The following is a 20,083-nucleotide window of genomic DNA, read 5'->3' as shown; positions in this document are numbered from 1 at the left end:
TTTTAAGGGTAAAAAAGAAACAAAAACCCTTCAACTAACCCAAATAAAGGTCAAATTAGTTTTCTATTATCTGCTAAGTCTTTTTTTTGTTTTTTGTGAAGTTGCAGGTTTATCGATTAAAGACAATTTGCAAAGAAAACTCACAAAGTACAAACCTCACATAGCACGAACCTCACAAAGCACGAACCTCACAAATCTCATTCCTATCAAAATCCCTCTTTCACTTGGAAGCTAACTGTTTCTTGCGTTCTAGGATGTTTGAACGTAATGGATTCAGCGTGTAAAAATAAACGCGTATTCTTGCTGCCATATAAATCATCCCCTATAATAGGGGTATTCAATCCCATCGGATGGGAAGCATGCATGCGCAATTGATGGGTTCTACCTGTAATCGGATAAAAGTATACTTTGGTTTTTCCGTTTTTTCGTTCGATGACTTCCCATTTCGTTTTAGCGGGTTTACCATGTTCAAAGCATACCATTTGACGCGGGCGATCTTCTAAATCGACGCGTAGAGGTAGGTCGATATAACCTTCATTTCCTTCGACAGTTCCATCTAATAAAGCCACATAGCGCTTGGTTACTGTTTTTTTGATAAACTGACTTTGCAAGGCTTTATGTGCTTCTTTGTTTTTGGCTATGATTAAAATACCTGAAGTCGCCATGTCCAAACGGTGAACAATAATCGGTCCTGTTGCTTTGGGATATCGTATTTTCATACGTTCATAAACGGAATCTTGAATATAAATCCCCGGAACACTCAGAAATTCTTCTGGTTTGTTGACAATAGCAAAGTCCTCATCTTCATAGACAATTTCAATAGGACGTTGTAGTTCTGGGTTGACAAGCAGTGGATTGTCATCCACGTTCAATCCCTGTAACATATGCCCTAAGATGGGTTCACATTTACCTCGACAAGCAGGGTAGTAATGTTGGTGTTTTCGAATTTCCGATTTAGGGGATTCTCCCCACCAGAATTCGGCCATAGCCAACGGTTTATATCCGTTGAGGTAAGCGTATTGCAATAATTTAGGAGCTGCACAATCACCCGCTGCTGCAGGAGGCTGTTGAAGCGCTGTTTTTTCGAAAATATCGAGTAAATCTTGTTCTTCTTGGTTGTAATTGAGAAAGCGATACTGTTGAAAAAGCTGATGCTGTAAGGCATTCGACTTTTGTTTTCGCTCTTCTTTTAGGCTATTGATATGCGTGTCAAAATCGAGAATAAGCTGTTGAGTCGCTTCGATTTGTTCCTGCCAATAGGTCGTTAATACGCGTAATTCGTGTTTATCGCGTAAACTTTGTTTGATTAAATCATCATTAAACGCTTCAAACTCCAGAGTCGTAAGTTGACTTTCTTGTTCTTCTCGGAGTACTTTGCGCTCGTTTTTCAATTGTTTGAGCGACTGTTTTTTGTCCGCTATCGCTTTTTTCTCCGAGGCAATTTGTTGTTGAAGTAATTCTTTGGTTTGTTGATAGATACTGTCCTTTTGCAACTTTTCAATTTGCGCATTGATGGCGTTTAAAACCGCTTCTTCTTTCGTGAAAAAACTGTCTTTATTCCACAAGTCAAAGACAGGAGGAACAAATCCTTCCAAATGTGTATAGGGACCTAATTTTCCTGAAAAACCACGTAGATAGCCCAGTTCACCTGCTTGATTCTCTACAATCAACACGCCAAACATTTTGCCCGCAGGTAAACATTCCAGATTTGCTGCATCAAACAAAGGGACAAGTAAAGCATGAGACTCCAATTCGCGTTGTAACTCCTCACTTGCTAATATACTCAAGGAATGAGGCTCATAGTAAAAGGGAAAAGTAAACTTCTCGGGTTTAGAGATTCGTGAAATATCCGATTGAAATCGTCTAAAAGCTACATCGGGAATGGACATGATTTTGAATTTGTTTGTCGTACAAAATTACATATAAATTACAGAGGAACAATTGGAATATTTGGAAGTGCGAAAACGGTGATATCAAGAAGAGTATTGAGTTGTATCCTTTTTTTGTAACCAGGTGAGAACCTAGTAAACCATAAAAGTAAAGCCACCCTTTGATTAGGATGGCTTTACATGATATAAATGATAGAGAAAGTAATTGGTTATAAGCGATAAGCGCCCATGGTATTGCTACCTTCTCTTGATTTGTTATTTAAATCAGAAGTAAATACATCAATAGGGATAGTTATACCTAATCTATTGCGCAGTTCCATTAATTCGGTTCCATTCATTCCTTTCGTTGCAATCGGACTAGCTGCGCTACTCGGCATGAGTTGTAAAGGATTGGCCGTTTGGAGATCTTGAGCGGTAAAAGATCCAGACACTACATTTTCCTCCCCAAAGAGTTGAGGTTGTATAGCTGATTTAGTAACAGTTAAAGTACCCGCAGGATTGATTCCATTGTTATTGGCTGTACTAGGATTGTCAAACAACAAACTGTTATAGAGATAAACCGTATTGTTTGCTTGATTGTTGATGGCACCATACAATTTTTTGGATTCATTTCTGTACAAAGTGCTGTTAATCAAATGCAATACCGCACCATCATGCGTAGAAATTCCTCCTCCTTCTGTTGCGGTGTTGTTGTAAAAATAGGAATTGATGACCACCGATTTCGAATTTCCTCTGTGATAAAATCCTCCAGCATTGCTATTGGCTTGGTTATTTGTAACCGTTACATTGGTGAGGTTAATTTCCGAATTATTCAAGGTTTGGATTCCGCCAGATACACCACCTGCTTTGTTGAAAGAAACATCAGTAAAAGATAGCTGCATCATGGAATTGTTCACGAAAATTCCACCCCCATTGGAGTTGCTGTTTAGTCCCACATTTTCGTTGATAACACTATGCGTAATTGTTACTGTACTTTTTTGTGTAGCGAAAATTCCCGCTGCATGACGTCCAGATTGGTTTTTAATTACTTTACAATTGTTCATTGTTACCGCAGATTCCATGATGATGATACCTGCTCCATGATCGCGAGGAACGCTAAATCCTTTTACGGTTAAATTACTCGCTCCTGCATCTCCATTTCCTTCTGTAACAGTTAAATTTTCTAAAGTTACCGTTAAACCAGTTATTTTTTGAGCCAAAATCGTCAAAACATGTACACTTTGGTTCGCTCCAGAAAGAATCGTCTGTGCTTGAGGATTTGGCTTACTTCCCGCTGTAGCATCTTTGGGATAACCACCAATAAGCTTGATGTTGGCCTGAATCAAGAACGTTTTGTCCTTATCAGCTGTATCGGGAATTAGCTCATGTGTGCCAGGATAATGTATTCCCTCTGCAATATGAATGATATCATTGTTGTTTAGAGTAAGTTGTAGCGCTTGATTTAAGGTTGTCGCTTGTTCCCAACTACTTCCATCACCTGTACCATTTTCTTTTACATAGTAATGAGTATAAGTATCATCAAGACTTGCTTTGTCTTGTTTAATCGTAATTTTTTCTTTGCTGTCATCCGTAATTTTAAGGGTCAATGATCCTACGCGATCTGCTAAAGCTAAATTCTTGTCGTAGGTAATTGTTAAGGTATGTTTTCCAGCATCACCACGAAGGAGGTTGGAAACGATCCAATTGTCATTAGACTCTATGCGCCAAGGTAAGTTGGACTCAAAACTCACGGTTAGTTCTCCCTTTTCTTTGCTTACTTCAAAATCCTTTTGTGCTAGTGCTAAATTGGGATTCGTTGGGGTAAAACCATAGCGATTATCATCAGAACTACACCCGAAGAAGCAAAACAAAATCGCGGAGAGAAATCCTAACAGAAAGCTAGGTTTGATTATCTGTGTCTTCATGCTTATTTTGTTTTTGTAATAATGATTCCGTTTCCAACTGCTCGTTCAATTCCTCCATTGTCAGAAGGTAGATTGCGGATAAGGAATTTATTAACAGCAAAATTAGGATTGATGAAGAAGGTTGAACTTCCTCCACCATCAAGATTCAAAGCTTTTTCGGCTCCAATGCTGCGCATAAAATCACCTAGGTCTTCGTAATTCATGCCATTAGACCAAGTGTAGTTTCGACCATCTACAACCATCAACAGCAATTGATTCTTATTCGTTATACCGACTGCAGTACGCGGGTGGATTTCCTTGTCAGCTTGTACAACGGTCTGTCCATTTTTAACCAACCAAACACCACCAGATACGGCTTGCTGAAGCTGATTGGCTTGCTGATCAAAGTTTGTTATTTCTTCTAAACTTACTTTGCTTTGTTTGTCTACTGCTAAATATCCTTCATTTCTAGCGGTATAAGAAGCTCTTAAAATCATTCCATTAAAAACAAATATACCTCTAGGAACACCAGTAGTCATATCGTAAAAATCGCCATTAACACCCCCTACAACTTCATAGTTAGGATGTAGTAAAGCTGTTGCTTGTCCTGTCATGGGTTGCATCGCAAATTCAGGTTTATTGTGAGGCATAGAAGCCACAACAGAGATTTGAGGATTGTTTAAATCAAGAGTGTAAACATAGGTTTTCATGGAATATCCTTTTGTAGCCAAATAGGATAATTCATTGACTTGAACTCCATTCGTTAGGGTATAGGTTGAATCCTTAAATATTTGTGCGATTAAATTGCTGTTTTGAACCAATTGGGTTCCCATTTCTGTTTTAGGAACTGCCGTATAGGTAGTAAAGTTATCATCCGATTTTGTTTGACACGATACTTGAAAATGGATGAATAGACCGAATAATAATAGTTTTAGAGATCTCATTAGTAACCAGGATTAGGAGTTAATTTATCATTTAATTGTAGTTCACCACCAGGAATAGGTAGGAGATGTTGGTAGTTCAAAAGACCTAAGTGTTTTGTAGCTGTATTGGTGCGTACATAATCGTAATACGCAAATCCTTCCGCTAAGAATTCTTTTCGTCTTTCTTCAAGTACAAGCGTTTGCATTTCTGCTGAAGAAGTGGGATGTACTTCAGGTAAACCTCTTGCAGTTCGAACGGCGTTAAGTCGTTCCACACCTAAAGTAAGAGAAGAAGCTTCCGCACTGATCAAATACATCTCGGCTATTCTCGAGATAATTACCGGGTCTGTACCCGTTTGTCCACTTGGGTATTTGTTGATGCAATCTTGACCACCAAAAACGCCAAAAGAAATAGCTCTGCGTTTATCTGTAGCGGTGATGAGTTCTAAAATTTCTTTGGAAGGAGCATACACATAACTTCCTTTATTTGGATGACCATAGTTGTAAAAAAGCGTACTAATGGTATTTGATGACTCAGGAGTTAGGTTTTCAAAAGCAAAAATAATTTCAGTATTTGCTTCTTTGCGAAAAATCTTTTCAAAAGCATCCAAAGCGTATTTGCCATTGGTGATGAGACTTTCTGCTAAGGTAGACGCTTCTTGCATTTTGTTTTGTGAAAGCATCACCCTTGCTTGTAGTGCTGTTACAGCATCTTGTGAAACGTAATAGTAACTTTTGGAAGCAGCTAAAAATTCTTTGGCAGCCACTAAATCCTTCTCGATTTGTTCCCAAACTAAGGCTTTCGGACTACGCACTGGTTTTTCTAGGGTGTTTTGAGTGAGTAAAGGAACATCGCCCCATCTTGTTACGAGACTATAATTGATATAGGCTCTAAAGTAATGTGCGGTACCTCTAACTCGACGGGTGTTTTCATCTAATGGAAGAGCTTCGGCAATAGCAATGACATTATTTACTTGATAAAGTGCACTATAATAGCCTTTCCAACTGCTTACAATGATGCTGTTGAGTGGGTTTAAAGTATTGTTGATGACATCTTTGCTTGTTGTGCTAGATCCTTGTACGTTGCCACCAATAATATCATACATAATCCACGATTCTCTTTTGGGGTCGTTTTGTACATTGTTATACATCCCATTTTCTAATGCTTTGAGATCATTTGGTGTAACGGCTTCTGGAGAAATTCCCGTTCTTGGGTATAGGTCTAACTCTTTGCTACATGAAAAAAGAGTGAGACTGAGGCAGAATAATAGTATTTTTTTCATTTTGTTGTTCGATTAAAAGTTGACATTTAAACCAATAGAGAAGTTGCGCGTAGGAGGAACGCCTAAGGCATCATTTCCATAAAAACGAGCATCTAAACTTGGACTTACACTAGGATCCCATCCCGAATACTTCGTCAATAACAGTAGGTTCGTTCCTTGAACGTAAACGCGAAGCCCTTTGATTTTAAGGCGATCCAAGACTTTTTGATCAAAATTGTAACTCAGTGTTGCCGCTTGGATTTTGAAATAAGAACCATCTTCCAACCAACGATCTGAATTTCTATTGTTGTTGGTATCGCCCATTAATGCTCTTGGATAGCGATCAGTAGAACCAGGACCAGTCCAACGGTTGTCGTAGTATTCTTCCAAAATAGGAAAACGATCTCCTAGTTTACCTAATACGCCTGGTTTCCATCCTGCATATACATCATTGCCATAGGAAAAAGTCGTGAGGATATCGAATTGGAAATTCTTGTATCGGAAACTGTTGTTCCAACCACCAAAGAAATCGGGATTTGAACTGCCTATCACTTCTCGATCATTGTCGTTGATGATGTTGTTGCCATCTTTATCTCGCCATTTTACATCACCAGCGCGAACACCGCGTTCATATTGTTCTTGCGGAACCTCTCCGTCATATTGATAGATTCCTTCTTGTACAAATAAATAAAAGGCTCCAATATCTTTGCCTACTTGTAAAGCGCGGTTTCCACCAATGGATAAAGGTTCTCCTTTGTTGTCAATCAATTGGGTGATTTTGTTTTTATTCGTAGCAATGTTGAAGTTAGATTGCCATTGAAAATCTCCAAATGTCAAATCTGTACCTAGAGCAATTTCAATTCCTTTGTTTTCCATAGAACCAATATTCGTTAAGATACTCGACATTCCAGAGGTGGCGTGAATAGGCATGGAGTAAAGTAAATTGTTGGTTTTCTTTTTATACATATCCAGGCTAAAGGTCAGCTGTCTATTGAAAAAAGCTACATCCATTCCAAAGTTCGTTTGGTTGGCCTTTTCCCAAGTCAAGGTATTATTCCCAAAACTAGAAACGGAAATACCACTTTCTAATCCATAATCATTGCCTCCAGAGAGTAACGATAAATACCCATAATTGTTGATACCCTCCTGGTTTCCAGTACTTCCGTAGCTCAATCGTAGTTTTGCATCAATCCCTACTTCTTGCATGAAATCCTCTTGGTCAATATTCCAACCTAAGGATACCGAGGGAAACCATCCCCAACGCGTATCAGGAGCAAATTTGGAAGAACCATCTGTACGAATGGAAGCATTCAGAATATACTTGCTCTGGTAGTCTAACGTAACCCTTGAAAAATAAGATTCCATCGCGTATTCTGTTACATATCCCGTTGCACCAGTAATTTCAGAAGCCACATTGATTACGTCAAACGTAGGAGATGGGAAACCACGTCCATCAATTCCCGTTGTATTATTCGTTACTTTTTGGAACGTATGACCAGCCATGGCCGTTAATCCAAAATCATTGAAATTTTGGTTATACGTTAAAATATTTTCTGTTTCTAGATTCAAAATCGTTCGTTTGGAGTCAACCAAACGACCTACTCCTGTACCATAAGGATGTTTTTCATTGTAGTACAAATAATCATAGGTGTAATTAAAGTCTGTATTGATGCTATTGCGGAATGTCAGATTAGGTAGAATTTTGATATCTGCATAGATATTTCCAATGTAGCGAAACAAGTCTAAATACGTCTTTTGCTCGTTGAGGATTTGAATAGGATTGTGTCGAAGTAACTCCTCTGTACCTCCGATGTAGTAGTCTCCATTGGGTTTATAAGGGCGATCAAAAGGACGTTGTTCAATAGCTCGGGCTATAATTGTAGTTCCTAAATTAGGCCCAGGAACCTGATTATTGCGTACATAGGATAGGTTGTTATTTGTGCCAATAGTCAACCAAGGAGTAACTTCAGTTTGAAGCTTTGTATTTAAGTTATAGCGTTTCATGCTGTTAGTCTTGATTACTCCATCTTGTTGTAAGTAAGAAGCGCCCAGATAGTAGGTGGTCTTTTCAGAGCCTCCAGAAAAAGATAAATCTACATCCGTAAATGTTCCGCGTTGTGTAATAACGTCTAGCCAATTGGTATCTGGTAGATTGCCGAAGGGATTGCTAATTGGACTCTTGTAGTCTTTATCGCCAACTTGTAAGTTGTATTGCTTGTTGTAGTTGGATACTCCTTCGTTGTATTGCGCAATATATTTTTCTGAATTCGTGATTTTTAACTTGTTTTTATTGGCAAATTCAGAGATTCCAGTATTGATATTAAAACGAACAGCACTGCTGTTTTTCTTTCCTGATTTTGTTGTGATTATAATCACTCCATTATTTGCACGAGAACCATAGATGGCAGCAGCGGCAGCGTCCTTGAGCACCTCAATTGACTCGATGTCTTTCATATTGATGGTATTCAGTGAACTCATCCCTTCTCCCATATTAAACAATTCGGCAGAAGGATTATACAGCGGAATCCCGTCAACCACATACAAGGGCTCATTGCTTGCGCTAATCGAAGAAATTCCACGGATCGAAACGCGTTCGCCTGTTCCTAAGTTTCCAGAACTAGTATTGACATTTACACCGGCCATTTTACCTTGTAGCAATTCAACGGGAGAAGCTACGGTACGCATATTTTCTTGGGTAACGCTCATCTTATCAATAGCAGTGGTGACTAATCTTTTCTGTTGGGTACCATATCCCACAATAATAATCTCATCTAAATCATTGGTGCTTTCTCCTAATTGGATGGTTAGGTTGTTTTTTGCTGCTACGACTTGTGATGTAAAACCAACAAAAGAGACTTGTAAATAATCTTGGCCAGGAACTGCTTTGATGCTGAAATTTCCATCGACATCACTCAATGTGCTCGCGGTTCCGCCTTGTATCTGAATAATTGCACCTGGTAAAGCTTCTCCAGTTGTATCAATGACTTTTCCTCTAATGGTTTGTGCCACTTGCTCTGTCACTTGTGTGCGTTGAGCCTCGCGTTTAAAGGAAATTAAATTGTTGTTGATGCGATAAGCCGTTGTTGTTTCTTTGGCAATAACATCCAATAAATGGTTGAGTTCTGTTGAGGTATTTGCAAATGAAATAACTGTATTCGTGTCGATCATTTCAGAAGAGAAAACAACCTTATACGAGGTTTGCTCTTCAATAGCTTTAAAAACATATCCGACATTGGTTTTCTTTGCAGCCAATACGATATTCATCGTTTTTGCACTGTCCATGCGATCTTGACTAAAAGCATAGTTGTATTGAGCACTTAAGAAAATACAACAAGCGATATACAAGCGTATTCGTCTGCTCAATTTAGCGTTGTGAATCATGTGTGTTTGTTTCGTTTATAGTTATTAAATTGTTTTGATTGCTATAGCTTAAGTTGTTGATAAAACAAAAACTATCCAGGATATCCTGTAAATTACTGTTGCGGTAATCTCCAGTTATCTTGATGTGTTGAATGGCTTTGCTCTCAGATAAAATGATGATGTCAAATTCGCGTTCAATGCTCGATTTCCAGTGCGCAAAAGAAGCATTGACCATATTTAGCGATTGATTCCAAGAAGAGATGCGATCGTTTTGTGCATTGTATTTTTGAAGGTGTTGATTTTCAAAATGAGCAGATTCTTGAGGGAGAAGAATGACGTAATCTTTAGGGGTTTTCGTTTGCACTTTTACTTTTCCCGTGCGAACCTCAATAGCGGTAGAAGTTTTGTTTTCTGCTATAAGAAAGGACGTACCTAAAACGGAAGTTTCTAAATCTTTCGTTTGTACCGTAAAAGCGAGTTGTTTGTTTTTACTAATCGCAAAAAAAGCTTTTCCTTTCAGTTGAACTTGACGATCCGTTTGATTATACGAACTAGAAACGGTCAATTCACTATGGGGGAATAGGGTGATTTTAGATTGATCGGCCAAGGTGATCAATTGAGTATCCTCAGCTGACGTATAGGTTTGAGGGAAGTCCGTTTGCAAATAGTATCCTAGGGTACCCAGCAGTAGGATTAAAAAACCACCAATAACTCCTAGGTTTCTCCTCTTTTTTAAACGCCTCTTCTTGGCAGAAGATTGAGCGAGAATGGAGCGATATAAGGTGTTTTTGAGTGGAAGATTTTGCTGTACTTCTTCCAAAGAAATACCATCCTCCTGCATTTTGTGTACAAACGATTCAATGGCTTCATTTTCTTTAGACGAAGCTGAATCTTGTAAGTATTGTTGTAAAATTGTTTTAAACTTTTTCTCCATTGTTTTGGTCTTATATAGGAAAGAGCACAAAACAGGAGCATGCCCCTACGTAACCAAACAATACTAACGTTTTCTTAAATTACATTACAATTTGGTAATAATCCGAAGTAGGGAAGAGGTAAAGCAATAAAAAATAAAAATCTAACGAATAAGGGAGGGTTGATTTTAGTGTTTTTAATGCTTTGGAAATTTGATTCTCCACTGTACTTTCTGAGATTGCTAGTTTAGAGGCTATTTCTTTATAGCTTTGATGGCTGTAAAAGCGAAGATTAAAAATTTCCAAACATCGTTTAGGTAGTACTTCCTGGGCTTTGTTGTAAATTAATTGCAGCAATTGCTCCTTAAACAGACTTTCCTCTTCGTTGGTGAGTAATTCGTGTTCGGTTAAAACATGATAGATAGATTCTAATTGTATGGTATTGAATGGAACTTTCTTGAGGTAATAGAGACTTTTGTTTTTTACGGCTGTAATTAGATACGCTTTAGCGTTGTCAATGGCTAAGCTGTCATAGTTGTCCCAAATTGAAATAAAAACATCCTGTACAACATCCGAAGCTAAGGTTTGATCCCTTAAAATATTATACGAATATTGATAAAGCACATCCCAATGTAAATTGTAATAGGTGTTAATCCATTTGTCTTTTGCTGTATTCATACGAATAAGTTATTTTAGGCTAAAGTAAAGCTTGTAGTCTATTCTAATATTAAGCGAATATTAAAGCACCGTTATATAAACTGAGGTACATCAAAGAAGAAAAAGAAGAAAAAAGTAGGACGAATGGAAAGACAGTTGTAAAAAACAAGTTACCTTGCTTGTTTAAATGAAAAGGCATGAAAAATCCATCTACCTATGCGGCTCCTACTTATTTGGCCTCTGTTGTTACCTATGATACTCCACCGTATTTTCAAGAAATGATCGACATCGAATGGCGTGGACAAATCCAATCCGCTACAGGAGGACGAACGTTTAAACTCTATTATTGTGGCACCTATGCCGATGATATTGAGCTGTTGGTGCATCAAGATGATTTTCCTGTTCTAGTTTATGCGGAAGATTGTGTGACAAAAGAGCGTATTTTACTTTTTGACTATGCGAAACACGGGTATGATGCGCTATTTTGCGATGAATATGAGGAAGAAGTATTGGAGCAACGCAAGAATGAACTACAATTGTTACAGTTAAATGGAGAAACGGAGTTTGAAATTCTCGTTTATGCCTATCACAATATTGATTACGAGGAAGAAATGGAGGAGTTCTTGAATGAAGAAGGAGAAATTGAATTGATTTCGGGCGAGATTATTTCACCAGAAGAATTAAAAAGCAATGGATTTGATTTTTTTGGAATTGATGTGATTAATTCAAGAGGACAACGACAAACGATTGTGGAGTTCGAATTGGCTTAAGCTCATTTTAAACCTAGGAAAACAAAGGGAATTGCAAAACAAATAGCGGGAGAGAAAAAAAGATTTGGGATATTATTTTCAAAAAAGGCTATTTTCCTGCTTTTGCTTTTTGTGACTTAACGAGTTATATAGTATCTTTGGCGCTTCAAAGTATTAAATAATACCGATATGTTTGATAATTTAAGCGATAAATTAGATAAAGCCTTTCATATTCTTAAGGGACATGGTAAAATCACTGAGGTAAACGTTGCAGATACCTTAAAAGAGGTGCGTAGAGCCCTTTTAGATGCCGACGTTAACTTTAAGATTGCCAAAGATTTTACGAATAAAGTAAAAGATAAAGCCTTAGGACAAGATGTATTGACTACGCTTCAACCAGGCCAATTGATGATTAAGATTGTCAAAGACGAACTTACTCAATTAATGGGAGGTGAAGCAGCTGGAATTAATCTATCGGGTAATCCATCTGTTATTTTGATGTCTGGTTTACAAGGATCTGGTAAAACAACCTTTTCTGGTAAATTAGCCAGCTTCTTACAAACAAAAAAGAATAAAAAACCTTTATTAGTAGCGTGTGACGTATACCGTCCTGCGGCTATCAATCAGTTACATGTAGTTGGAGAACAATTAGGTGTTGAGGTATATTCGGAAGAAGGAAATAACAACCCTGTTCAAATTGCTGAAAACGCGATTAAACACGCAAAAGCAAATGGATTCAACGTAGTTATTGTCGATACTGCAGGTCGTTTGGCTGTAGATGAAGAGATGATGACAGAGATTGCTAATATTCACAAAGCAATCGCACCACATGAAACATTATTCGTAGTGGATTCCATGACAGGACAAGATGCCGTAAATACAGCAAAAGCATTTAACGATCGTTTGAATTTTGATGGGGTAATCCTAACAAAGTTAGACGGGGATACACGAGGTGGAGCTGCCATTTCAATTAAGTCAGTAGTAAACAAACCAATTAAATTTATTGGTACAGGTGAGAAAATGGACGCAATCGACGTTTTCTACCCAGAGCGTATGGCTGACCGTATTTTAGGAATGGGAGACGTTATTTCCTTAGTTGAACGTGCACAAGCACAATACGACGAAGAGGAAGCGCGTAAAATCCAAAAGAAAATTGCGAAAAACGAATTCGGATTTGACGATTTCTTGACGCAAATTCAACAAGTGAAAAAAATGGGTAGCATGAAAGACTTAGTCGGGATGTTACCAGGCGTTGGAAAAGCATTGAAAGATGTAGAAATTGAAGACGACGCATTCAAACACATCGAAGCGATTATCCACTCGATGACACCAAAAGAAAGAGCGACTCCTTCGGTTCTCGATGCAAAGCGAAAACAACGTATTGCTAAAGGATCAGGGACAGATATTCAACAAGTAAATCAATTGTTGAAACAATTCGATCAAATGAGCAAAATGATGAAGATGATGCAAGGAGCAAAAGGAAAGAATTTGATGCGAATGATGGGACAAATGAAAGGAATGCAATAAGAATACAAAGAAGGTTTAAGGTTCACAGTGAAGTTTAAACCTTCTTTATTTTACATACAACAACACACTAATTATTACGATTTAATGCAACTACTAGACGGAAAAAAGGTATCGGAAGATATCAAAAATGAAATTGCTGCTGAGGTTCAACAAATGAAAGCTCGCGGTGAAAAAGTTCCCCATTTGGCAGCAGTGCTTGTGGGAAGCAATGGCGCAAGTTTAACTTACGTGGGAAGTAAGGTGAAATCATGTGAACAAATTGGATTTGAATCTACTTTAGTCGCTTTACCTGAAGAAACAACAGAAGTAGAATTATTGGCAAAAATTAAAGAATTGAACGAAAATCCAGCAATTGATGGATATATTGTACAATTGCCTTTACCGAAACACATAGACGAACAAAAAATCTTGATGGCTGTGGATGCAGACAAAGATGTGGATGGATTCCATCCAACAAACTTTGGGAAAATGGCCTTAGAAATGGAAACGTTCTTACCCGCTACGCCTTACGGAATTATGGAATTACTAGAGCGTTATAAAGTAGAAACAGCAGGTAAAAATGTAGTGGTGATTGGTCGTTCTCACATTGTAGGTCGTCCAATGAGTATTTTATTGAGTAGAAAAGGATATCCTGGAGACGCAACAGTAACCCTGACACATAGCCGTACAAAAGATATTGCTGCTATTACAAGAGAAGCAGATATCATCATCTCTGCTTTAGGAGTACCGTACTTCTTAAAAGCAGATATGGTAAAAGACGGAGTAACTGTAGTGGATGTAGGAATTACACGTGTTCCAGATGCAAATGCCCCAAGAGGATATGTAATCGCTGGAGACGTTGATTTTGATGAAGTAAGCAAAAAAGCAGCATTCATTACCCCAGTTCCAGGTGGAGTAGGTCCGATGACCATCGCAATGTTACTAAAAAATACACTTTTAGCTCGTTCAAGAAGAGCAAAAAAAGGAGAATAAGAATAAAAAAAGGCGTATCATCGATACGCCTTTTTTTTGTGCTTTAATGAAGCAGGTTGTATCTTTATGTTTTAATTGAAAGAAGATGAGAAGTGAGCAAATCAAATGGGCGACTTTAGTCCCAGAACTAGTGGTTTCAAATATAGAAGAAAGCTTAAAATTTTGGTGTGATTACCTCGGATTTTCTATTTTATACGAACGCAAAGAAGATTTTTTTGCTTATTTGGAATTAGACGGCGCTCAACTAATGTTAGAACAAGAAGATCCTACAGATCAGAGTTGGCAAACTGGAGCGATGGAAAAACCATTCGGTAGAGGGATTAATTTCCAAATAGAAGTAGAGGCAATAGCTCCTATTTTAGCTCGATTGGAACAAGTAAACTACTCCGTATTTATTCCGGTAGAAGAACGTTGGTATAGAGCCGATGCCATTGAATTTGGACAGAAACAATTTCTGATACAAGATCCCGATGGATATTTAGTGCGTTTGATTGAAGATTTAGGAGAACGAAAGTGGTGTGAATAGTAGTTATGACTCTGATTAATAGGTTTGTAAGGTGGATTGAAGTATCGTATTTGCTCCGTCCTATTTTAAGGAATCTGTCGAAGTCTTTTAAAATTCGTATTTTTGTATTGAGATGAGGAAAACCTTATCAATTTAACAATTACATAAGAATGCAAGAATGAAAATACTAAATTTTACAATCGAACAAGAAGTTGCTGGACAAATTAGTACGATCTATCCAACCGTCATCAAGACCGAAAATGAGGTAGTGTTGGTCGATTGTGGTTATGAGGAAACTTTTGATCAATTTAAAGTAGAATTGGCAAAATTAGGTATACCATTGACTGCCATTACCAAAATAATAATTAGCCACGATGATATAGATCATTTGGGAGCATTGCCATTATTCGTTGCAGAAAACCCCGATATTCAGGTGTATTGCAGTACAATCGAAAAAAGTGCAGTGACGGGAGAAACAAAGTCAGAACGTTTGGAACAAGCTGAAGCTTCGTTGCAACAGTTGCCCGTAGAATATCGTGCTTGGGCGGAAAATTTTATCATCCGTCTAAATAAAATCAAACGCATACCCGTAGACCATACGCTAGAAGAGGGAGATTATGTTGTGGAGGAGGTTGAAGTGATTCACACACCTGGACATACCAAAGGTCATATTTCATTATTCGACCATAAGACGAAAACACTAATAGCCAATGATGCTTTGGTCATTGAAGAAGATAGACTGAATATTGCCAATCCACAGTTTACATTGGATATGAGACAGGCTGTTGCCTCTTTAAAAAAGATAAAACAATTGCAACCAGCAAAAATTATCTGTTATCACGGAGGTAGTATGGAAGAGGGAATCCAAGAGCAATTGGAAGTAGTGATTCAATACTACCAATAAATAGGAAGCTATATGATATCTTTTGTGATATGTTTCTGACAGATAAACTGATAGGAGATAAAAAACAAACACATCAAAAGATTATTTGTAACATTTGTTACACCTTATTCCGATAGTAATGTCTATTTTGGAGAGTCAAACCAAAAACGAACAACATGAAAACGCATTATCAAATCCTCATTATAGGAGCTGGAACAGCTGGTATTATGACTGCTGCTCAGTTGAAAAAGAAAGATTCAAGTTTAGACATTGCACTTGTTGATCCCGCAACTGATCATTATTATCAACCAGCTTGGACGTTGGTTGGCGCAGGTGCCTATGACAAGAAAAAAACAATAAAACCAATGGCTTCTTTGATTCCTCCAGGAGTAACGTGGATTAAAGAAGCTGTTACAGGATTCGATGCAGAACACCATGCCATAACAACAACGGAAACGGGAACATTAACCTACGAATACCTGGTTGTATGTCCTGGTTTGGTGAATGATTATTCATTGATTGAAGGCTTAGCCGAAGCAGTAGAACAAGGAGTGGTCTGTAGTAATTATATTGATCCCGAGTATACGTGGAAACAGCTTCAGGCCTTTCAAGGAGGAACCGCTATTTTTACACAACCGAGTACGCCGATTAAATGTGGAGGTGCTCCCCAAAAAATCATGTATTTAGCATGTGATTACTTCAGAAAGAAAGGAATAAACACTAAGACAAAAGTGTATTTTCCCATGCCTGGAAGTGTGATTTTTGGCGTAAAGAAAATAGCCGATACTTTATTGAAAGTGGTTGATCGTTATCAGATTGATTTTATGCCCTTGCATAATCCAATTCGAATTGATGCGGCTGCAAAAATCGCCTATTTCAAACCGACAAATGCACAAGATAATCATTGCTTTGTTACCTCTGATGACCAACAAACGCAAGTATTAGCAGATGGGGTAGTAGCCATGCCTTTTGATTTCTTGCATTTGACACCGCCTCAAACAGCTCCTAAATTTGTGCAAACCTCCAATTTAGTCAATGCAGCAGGTTGGTTGGATGTGAATCATCATAGTTTACAGCATAATAAGTATAAGAATATTTTTGGTTTAGGCGATGTGGCTGGATTGCCAACGGCTAAAACAGGAGCTGCCATTCGGAAGCAAGTTCCTGTTGTAGTAGACAATCTTATGCGTTTACTACAAAATCAAGAAGCGAGTAATAACGACTACAACGGATATTCTTCTTGTCCACTGGTAACAGGCTATGGAAAAATGGTATTGGCTGAATTTAATTATAAAAATGAATTTATTCCCGATCCTAAATTGAAGCAAATGTTGGTGTTTTCTAGTCACAAAGAACATTGGCGTTTATGGATGCTAAAAAAACATCTCTTGCCTTATTTATATTGGTCAAAAATGATGAAAGGCGAGCAAGTATAACATATATGAGAGTTTCTATTTTAGAAACTCTCGTTTTTTATGGAATATCCACAATTGTAGGGATAAAAAGAAATGGGAATTCGAAGTATCTTTAAGCCATAAAAAAAGTAAAATGAAATCAGAAGAAAATAATACAACAGCCCTTCAACAAGAATGGTTTACAAAAGGAGAACGCTATGCCAAAGCGATTAATGAAATGGTTGCTTTTGGTAAAGAGCACGGTTGGGAAAATTGGAAAGGAGAAGAACCAGAAGATAAACGAGATCATTTGAGTCCAGCGGTAGTTGAATTGCTGAAACAAGCAAATATTGAAGGAAGTGTAGATGCTTTTAGAACTTCGTTTCCACCGGCTTATCCTCCTTTAATTCCTTTCTTGGAAGAGAAGTCTCAATATATTGGCGATATTGTTGTTATCGATACCGATACGGTTGCATTCCTAGCAGGAACTTCGTACGAGCCTCGTACAGCCTATTTGGTATCAGGAACTACCGTAAACTTGTTAGATGATACCATCAAAGGATTGGGGAAATCAATGCGCAACAACGTATTTGCGATTGCTTATGCAGATAAAATTATCACGCATCAAGGGTGGAATGGCCCTGTGATTGCTACAGTTGAACTGGGAGAGCTTGCTACTGTAGGAATCTCAAAATTGATTCCTTTCAATGATGGAAAACGCATTTTATTTGTTTCATCAGAAGGAGTTTACCTTATAGAGGAGCAGAACAAACAATTGATTCATCCTGTATTGACAGAAGAAGAAAAACAAGAGGCTGCAGCAGAAGGATATGATTTCTATATTGATATGGAAAATGCAGCGTTATCACAAGATAATACCTATATTGTTGTAGGAGATCAAGATAGAGATCACCGTATTTTACATGTAGATGGAAAAGAAGTAGGAAGCGTAGGACCACAGTCGTCTTATCCGCATTTTTGTTTATTTTCGAAAGATGATCAACAGTTAATTACTAATTCTTGTCACTTCTACAATGGAGTAACGATTGGAGTAGATGCAACGAAATTAGAAGGCATGGAAGTAGAAGCGTATGAAGAAAGTGATGACTTTATTTATATGGATGAAGGAATGCGCGTATACCAAGGGGTTGCTATGCAGGACTACTACGTTTTAGGAGATGCTTATGGCTACATTCGCTTGATTAATAAAGCAGGAGAAGATGTAGGACAGTTTTTTGTTGGTGGAACTATTAGTGGAATTGCAGTATCTGATGATGAAAAAGTACTTTGGGTAGGAACGTATTCAGGGGCTTTACACAAATTAGAAGTAGGAAAAGATATACGAGATACCCATACAATTGGAACGAGCCAGTTGTATGAACAGTTCCGTCTATTGATTTGGAAAGAAGAACCACAAGTGTGGAGATGGTAATATAAAAAAGAAAAAGAAAGAATATGGATGTAAATCCCATTGAGGTGTTGGTACAGCATTTACAGCAAACAATTGCTTTAAATGAGAAGGAAATACAACGAATAAGTGAAGTTGCCGAAATTGTTTTACTCAAGCGAAAGGAACTCTTATTGCAACCAGGGCAATTATCGCAGCATATGCGATTTATTGCTCAAGGAAGTGCGCGTTGTTATTACCTGGATGAAAATACACAAGAACATACCTTGCAAATCGGGATTGAAGAATGGTGGATCAATGATTTATACAGCTTTTTGACTCAAAAAGAATCCAAGCTGTTTATACAGTCTATTGAACCTGCTACTATTGTCCAAATTAGCAGAGAAAATCTCGAGCAACTCTATGCTGAGATTCCGGCTATTTCTACGTTCTTTCGATTAAAGATACAAAGTGCATATGTCGCTTTACAAGAACGAACGATTGAGCACATGAGTGCAGATGTCTTTACGCGTTATCAGCGATTCATCAAAGAATATCGCAACATCGAACAACGAGTACCACAATATATGATTGCCTCATATTTAGGTGTGACGCCCGAATTTTTGAGTTATCTCAAGAAAAAACAGCACGAAAAATAACAGTATATTCTTTCTTAAGATAGCTTAAGAACCACCTTAGAGCGAGCTAATACATTTGTCTTATGAAAATAAATAAGCATAGACAGATGAAATTAGCTCGTTTTTTTATGGTCCTATTTGGGCTTCTTACACTTCCTGTTTTGGGGCAATCAACAACCTATACACCCGATATGATGGTTGGACATCGAGCGTATGGCTATACGCATACAATCAGCCATAAACTGTCAGATAAACTTACCCTTCAAAATCTTGTTTTATTCGATGCAGAATACGAAGAAGACACCCATAATATTTTTTTTATCCGCAATACGATTGCCTATAAACTCCCCAAGAACTTCATTTTAAATGCAGGATTTGGGGTAAAGAATCCTGGGAAATTTGCGAGTGTATACCTCCAATATCAGGTAAAGAGAAAAGACTTTCAACTGATCTATGGAGTGGGAACAACCTATCAAAAAGGATTCACTTTAGAACAATCGCTTTTAGTGGAATATACCCCACAAATAACACAAGAATGGCAGGGATTATTTCGAATTTTTGCTGTTGGAAATGTCGATAGACATGAATATACCCGAGGCTTTCAACACATCCGAATAGGAATGAAGAAAGACAAGATTACAATGGGAGTAGCAGCCAATTTAGAACAGTTTGCTATGAGTTGGGATCATTTCGAGAATTATGGCGTTTTTGTAAAAGTAACTTTATAACTAGAAATAATGATGAATAGAAAAGTAGACACCGGATTGTTAATTAGTAGAATTGCCATTGGATTTCCCATGTTGTTTTATGGAATAGGCAAACTTATACATGGCATTGGATTTATCCAACAAACCTTGATCGATAAAGGATTACCTGGTTTCTTTGGCTATGGTGTATATGTAGGAGAAGTACTTGCACCTGTTTTATTGCTCCTAGGATGGAGAACCCGCTTAGCAGGAGTCGTATTTGCAATTAATTGCTTAACTGCTATGCTATTGGTTCAAAGTGCAGCTATTTTTAGCCTGAATGAAAATGGAGGATGGCAAGTCGAATTATTGATGATTTATGCTTTAGTAGCGGTTAGCTTATTTTTTACAGGTGGTGGGAAATATGCCTTATCCACAGCGAATCAATGGGATTAAA

General features: G+C 37.8%; 17 protein-coding genes. 10 read left to right on the top strand and 7 right to left on the bottom strand.

Translation table 11 applies throughout. The annotated features are described in order from the left end of the window. Positions 1 to 206: 206 nt before the first annotated feature. The 7 genes from M2306_RS10045 to M2306_RS10015 all read right to left on the bottom strand — a co-directional run bounded on the left by M2306_RS10045 (position 207) and on the right by M2306_RS10015 (position 10,906). Entirely contained in the window at positions 207 to 1,889 is a 1,683-nt protein-coding gene (locus tag M2306_RS10045; RefSeq protein ID WP_259189504.1) for an RluA family pseudouridine synthase, read from the bottom strand. Between the two features lie 209 nt (positions 1,890 to 2,098). After that, positions 2,099 to 3,793, bottom strand: coding sequence for a BACON domain-containing protein (locus M2306_RS10040; protein WP_259189503.1), 1,695 nt, complete (start codon positions 3,791 to 3,793; stop codon positions 2,099 to 2,101). 2 nt (positions 3,794 to 3,795) lie between these two features. Beyond that, positions 3,796 to 4,716, bottom strand: a complete 921-nt coding sequence (locus tag M2306_RS10035) for a phosphodiester glycosidase family protein (protein WP_259189502.1) — start codon at positions 4,714 to 4,716, stop codon at positions 3,796 to 3,798. Beyond that, positions 4,716 to 5,978, bottom strand: coding sequence for a RagB/SusD family nutrient uptake outer membrane protein (locus M2306_RS10030; RefSeq protein ID WP_259189501.1), 1,263 nt, complete (start codon positions 5,976 to 5,978; stop codon positions 4,716 to 4,718). Before M2306_RS10030 ends, M2306_RS10035 begins: the two co-directional genes overlap by 1 nt. Before the next feature lie 12 nt (positions 5,979 to 5,990). Further along, complete coding sequence (locus M2306_RS10025; RefSeq protein ID WP_259189500.1) at positions 5,991 to 9,338, bottom strand: SusC/RagA family TonB-linked outer membrane protein; 3,348 nt, start codon at positions 9,336 to 9,338, stop codon at positions 5,991 to 5,993. Beyond that, positions 9,322 to 10,251, bottom strand: coding sequence for a FecR family protein (locus tag M2306_RS10020; RefSeq protein ID WP_259189499.1), 930 nt, complete (start codon positions 10,249 to 10,251; stop codon positions 9,322 to 9,324). Before M2306_RS10020 ends, M2306_RS10025 begins: the two co-directional genes overlap by 17 nt. A 79-nt stretch (positions 10,252 to 10,330) precedes the next feature. Then, positions 10,331 to 10,906 carry a sigma-70 family RNA polymerase sigma factor gene (locus M2306_RS10015; RefSeq protein ID WP_259189498.1) on the bottom strand — a complete coding sequence of 192 codons (576 nt, stop codon included), beginning with the start codon at positions 10,904 to 10,906 and terminating at the stop codon, positions 10,331 to 10,333. Between the two features lie 176 nt (positions 10,907 to 11,082). On the opposite strand from M2306_RS10015, the gene M2306_RS10010 reads away from it, so the two are divergent. From M2306_RS10010 to M2306_RS09965, 10 genes are all read left to right on the top strand, one after another. Beyond that, positions 11,083 to 11,655: a hypothetical protein gene (locus M2306_RS10010; RefSeq protein ID WP_259189497.1), complete on the top strand. Its 573-nt coding sequence runs from the start codon at positions 11,083 to 11,085 to the stop codon at positions 11,653 to 11,655. A 168-nt stretch (positions 11,656 to 11,823) separates the two neighbouring features. Beyond that, positions 11,824 to 13,161: a signal recognition particle protein gene (ffh, locus tag M2306_RS10005; protein WP_115092742.1), complete on the top strand. Its 1,338-nt coding sequence runs from the start codon at positions 11,824 to 11,826 to the stop codon at positions 13,159 to 13,161. Between the two features lie 84 nt (positions 13,162 to 13,245). Continuing rightward, complete coding sequence (locus tag M2306_RS10000) at positions 13,246 to 14,133, top strand: bifunctional 5,10-methylenetetrahydrofolate dehydrogenase/5,10-methenyltetrahydrofolate cyclohydrolase (RefSeq protein ID WP_036462904.1); 888 nt, start codon at positions 13,246 to 13,248, stop codon at positions 14,131 to 14,133. Positions 14,134 to 14,218: 85 nt separating this feature from the next. Next, complete coding sequence (locus M2306_RS09995) at positions 14,219 to 14,659, top strand: bleomycin resistance protein (RefSeq protein WP_259189496.1); 441 nt, start codon at positions 14,219 to 14,221, stop codon at positions 14,657 to 14,659. 157 nt (positions 14,660 to 14,816) lie between these two features. Further along, entirely contained in the window at positions 14,817 to 15,542 is a 726-nt protein-coding gene (locus M2306_RS09990) for an MBL fold metallo-hydrolase (protein ID WP_259189495.1), read from the top strand. A 155-nt stretch (positions 15,543 to 15,697) separates the two neighbouring features. Beyond that, entirely contained in the window at positions 15,698 to 16,957 is a 1,260-nt protein-coding gene (locus M2306_RS09985) for an NAD(P)/FAD-dependent oxidoreductase (RefSeq protein WP_259189494.1), read from the top strand. 112 nt (positions 16,958 to 17,069) lie between these two features. Beyond that, on the top strand, positions 17,070 to 18,347 hold the full coding sequence (locus M2306_RS09980; protein ID WP_259189493.1) for a YncE family protein: 1,278 nt from the start codon (positions 17,070 to 17,072) through the stop codon (positions 18,345 to 18,347). 23 nt (positions 18,348 to 18,370) lie between these two features. Continuing rightward, complete coding sequence (locus M2306_RS09975) at positions 18,371 to 18,961, top strand: Crp/Fnr family transcriptional regulator (protein WP_002990645.1); 591 nt, start codon at positions 18,371 to 18,373, stop codon at positions 18,959 to 18,961. Between the two features lie 62 nt (positions 18,962 to 19,023). Further along, positions 19,024 to 19,668: a hypothetical protein gene (locus M2306_RS09970; protein WP_259189492.1), complete on the top strand. Its 645-nt coding sequence runs from the start codon at positions 19,024 to 19,026 to the stop codon at positions 19,666 to 19,668. A 12-nt stretch (positions 19,669 to 19,680) separates the two neighbouring features. Continuing rightward, positions 19,681 to 20,082, top strand: a complete 402-nt coding sequence (locus M2306_RS09965) for a DoxX family protein (protein ID WP_259189637.1) — start codon at positions 19,681 to 19,683, stop codon at positions 20,080 to 20,082. The last annotated feature ends 1 nt before the right edge of the window (position 20,083 follow it).

Source organism: Myroides gitamensis, assembly GCF_029894455.1.
In the GTDB taxonomy this organism is placed as follows: domain Bacteria; phylum Bacteroidota; class Bacteroidia; order Flavobacteriales; family Flavobacteriaceae; genus Flavobacterium; species Flavobacterium odoratum.
Note: the sequence above shows the minus strand (reverse complement) of the source record. Positions and strands in the feature narration are given on the sequence as shown.

Coding starts and splice junctions, on each gene's coding strand:
- M2306_RS10045 (WP_259189504.1), bottom strand. CDS start 1,889: ATGTCCATTCCCGATGTAGCTTTTAGACGATTTCAATCGGATATTTCA.
- M2306_RS10040 (WP_259189503.1), bottom strand. CDS start 3,793: ATGAAGACACAGATAATCAAACCTAGCTTTCTGTTAGGATTTCTCTCC.
- M2306_RS10035 (WP_259189502.1), bottom strand. CDS start 4,716: ATGAGATCTCTAAAACTATTATTATTCGGTCTATTCATCCATTTTCAA.
- M2306_RS10030 (WP_259189501.1), bottom strand. CDS start 5,978: ATGAAAAAAATACTATTATTCTGCCTCAGTCTCACTCTTTTTTCATGT.
- M2306_RS10025 (WP_259189500.1), bottom strand. CDS start 9,338: ATGATTCACAACGCTAAATTGAGCAGACGAATACGCTTGTATATCGCT.
- M2306_RS10020 (WP_259189499.1), bottom strand. CDS start 10,251: ATGGAGAAAAAGTTTAAAACAATTTTACAACAATACTTACAAGATTCA.
- M2306_RS10015 (WP_259189498.1), bottom strand. CDS start 10,906: ATGAATACAGCAAAAGACAAATGGATTAACACCTATTACAATTTACAT.
- M2306_RS10010 (WP_259189497.1), top strand. CDS start 11,083: ATGAAAAATCCATCTACCTATGCGGCTCCTACTTATTTGGCCTCTGTT.
- ffh (WP_115092742.1), top strand. CDS start 11,824: ATGTTTGATAATTTAAGCGATAAATTAGATAAAGCCTTTCATATTCTT.
- M2306_RS10000 (WP_036462904.1), top strand. CDS start 13,246: ATGCAACTACTAGACGGAAAAAAGGTATCGGAAGATATCAAAAATGAA.
- M2306_RS09995 (WP_259189496.1), top strand. CDS start 14,219: ATGAGAAGTGAGCAAATCAAATGGGCGACTTTAGTCCCAGAACTAGTG.
- M2306_RS09990 (WP_259189495.1), top strand. CDS start 14,817: ATGAAAATACTAAATTTTACAATCGAACAAGAAGTTGCTGGACAAATT.
- M2306_RS09985 (WP_259189494.1), top strand. CDS start 15,698: ATGAAAACGCATTATCAAATCCTCATTATAGGAGCTGGAACAGCTGGT.
- M2306_RS09980 (WP_259189493.1), top strand. CDS start 17,070: ATGAAATCAGAAGAAAATAATACAACAGCCCTTCAACAAGAATGGTTT.
- M2306_RS09975 (WP_002990645.1), top strand. CDS start 18,371: ATGGATGTAAATCCCATTGAGGTGTTGGTACAGCATTTACAGCAAACA.
- M2306_RS09970 (WP_259189492.1), top strand. CDS start 19,024: ATGAAAATAAATAAGCATAGACAGATGAAATTAGCTCGTTTTTTTATG.
- M2306_RS09965 (WP_259189637.1), top strand. CDS start 19,681: ATGAATAGAAAAGTAGACACCGGATTGTTAATTAGTAGAATTGCCATT.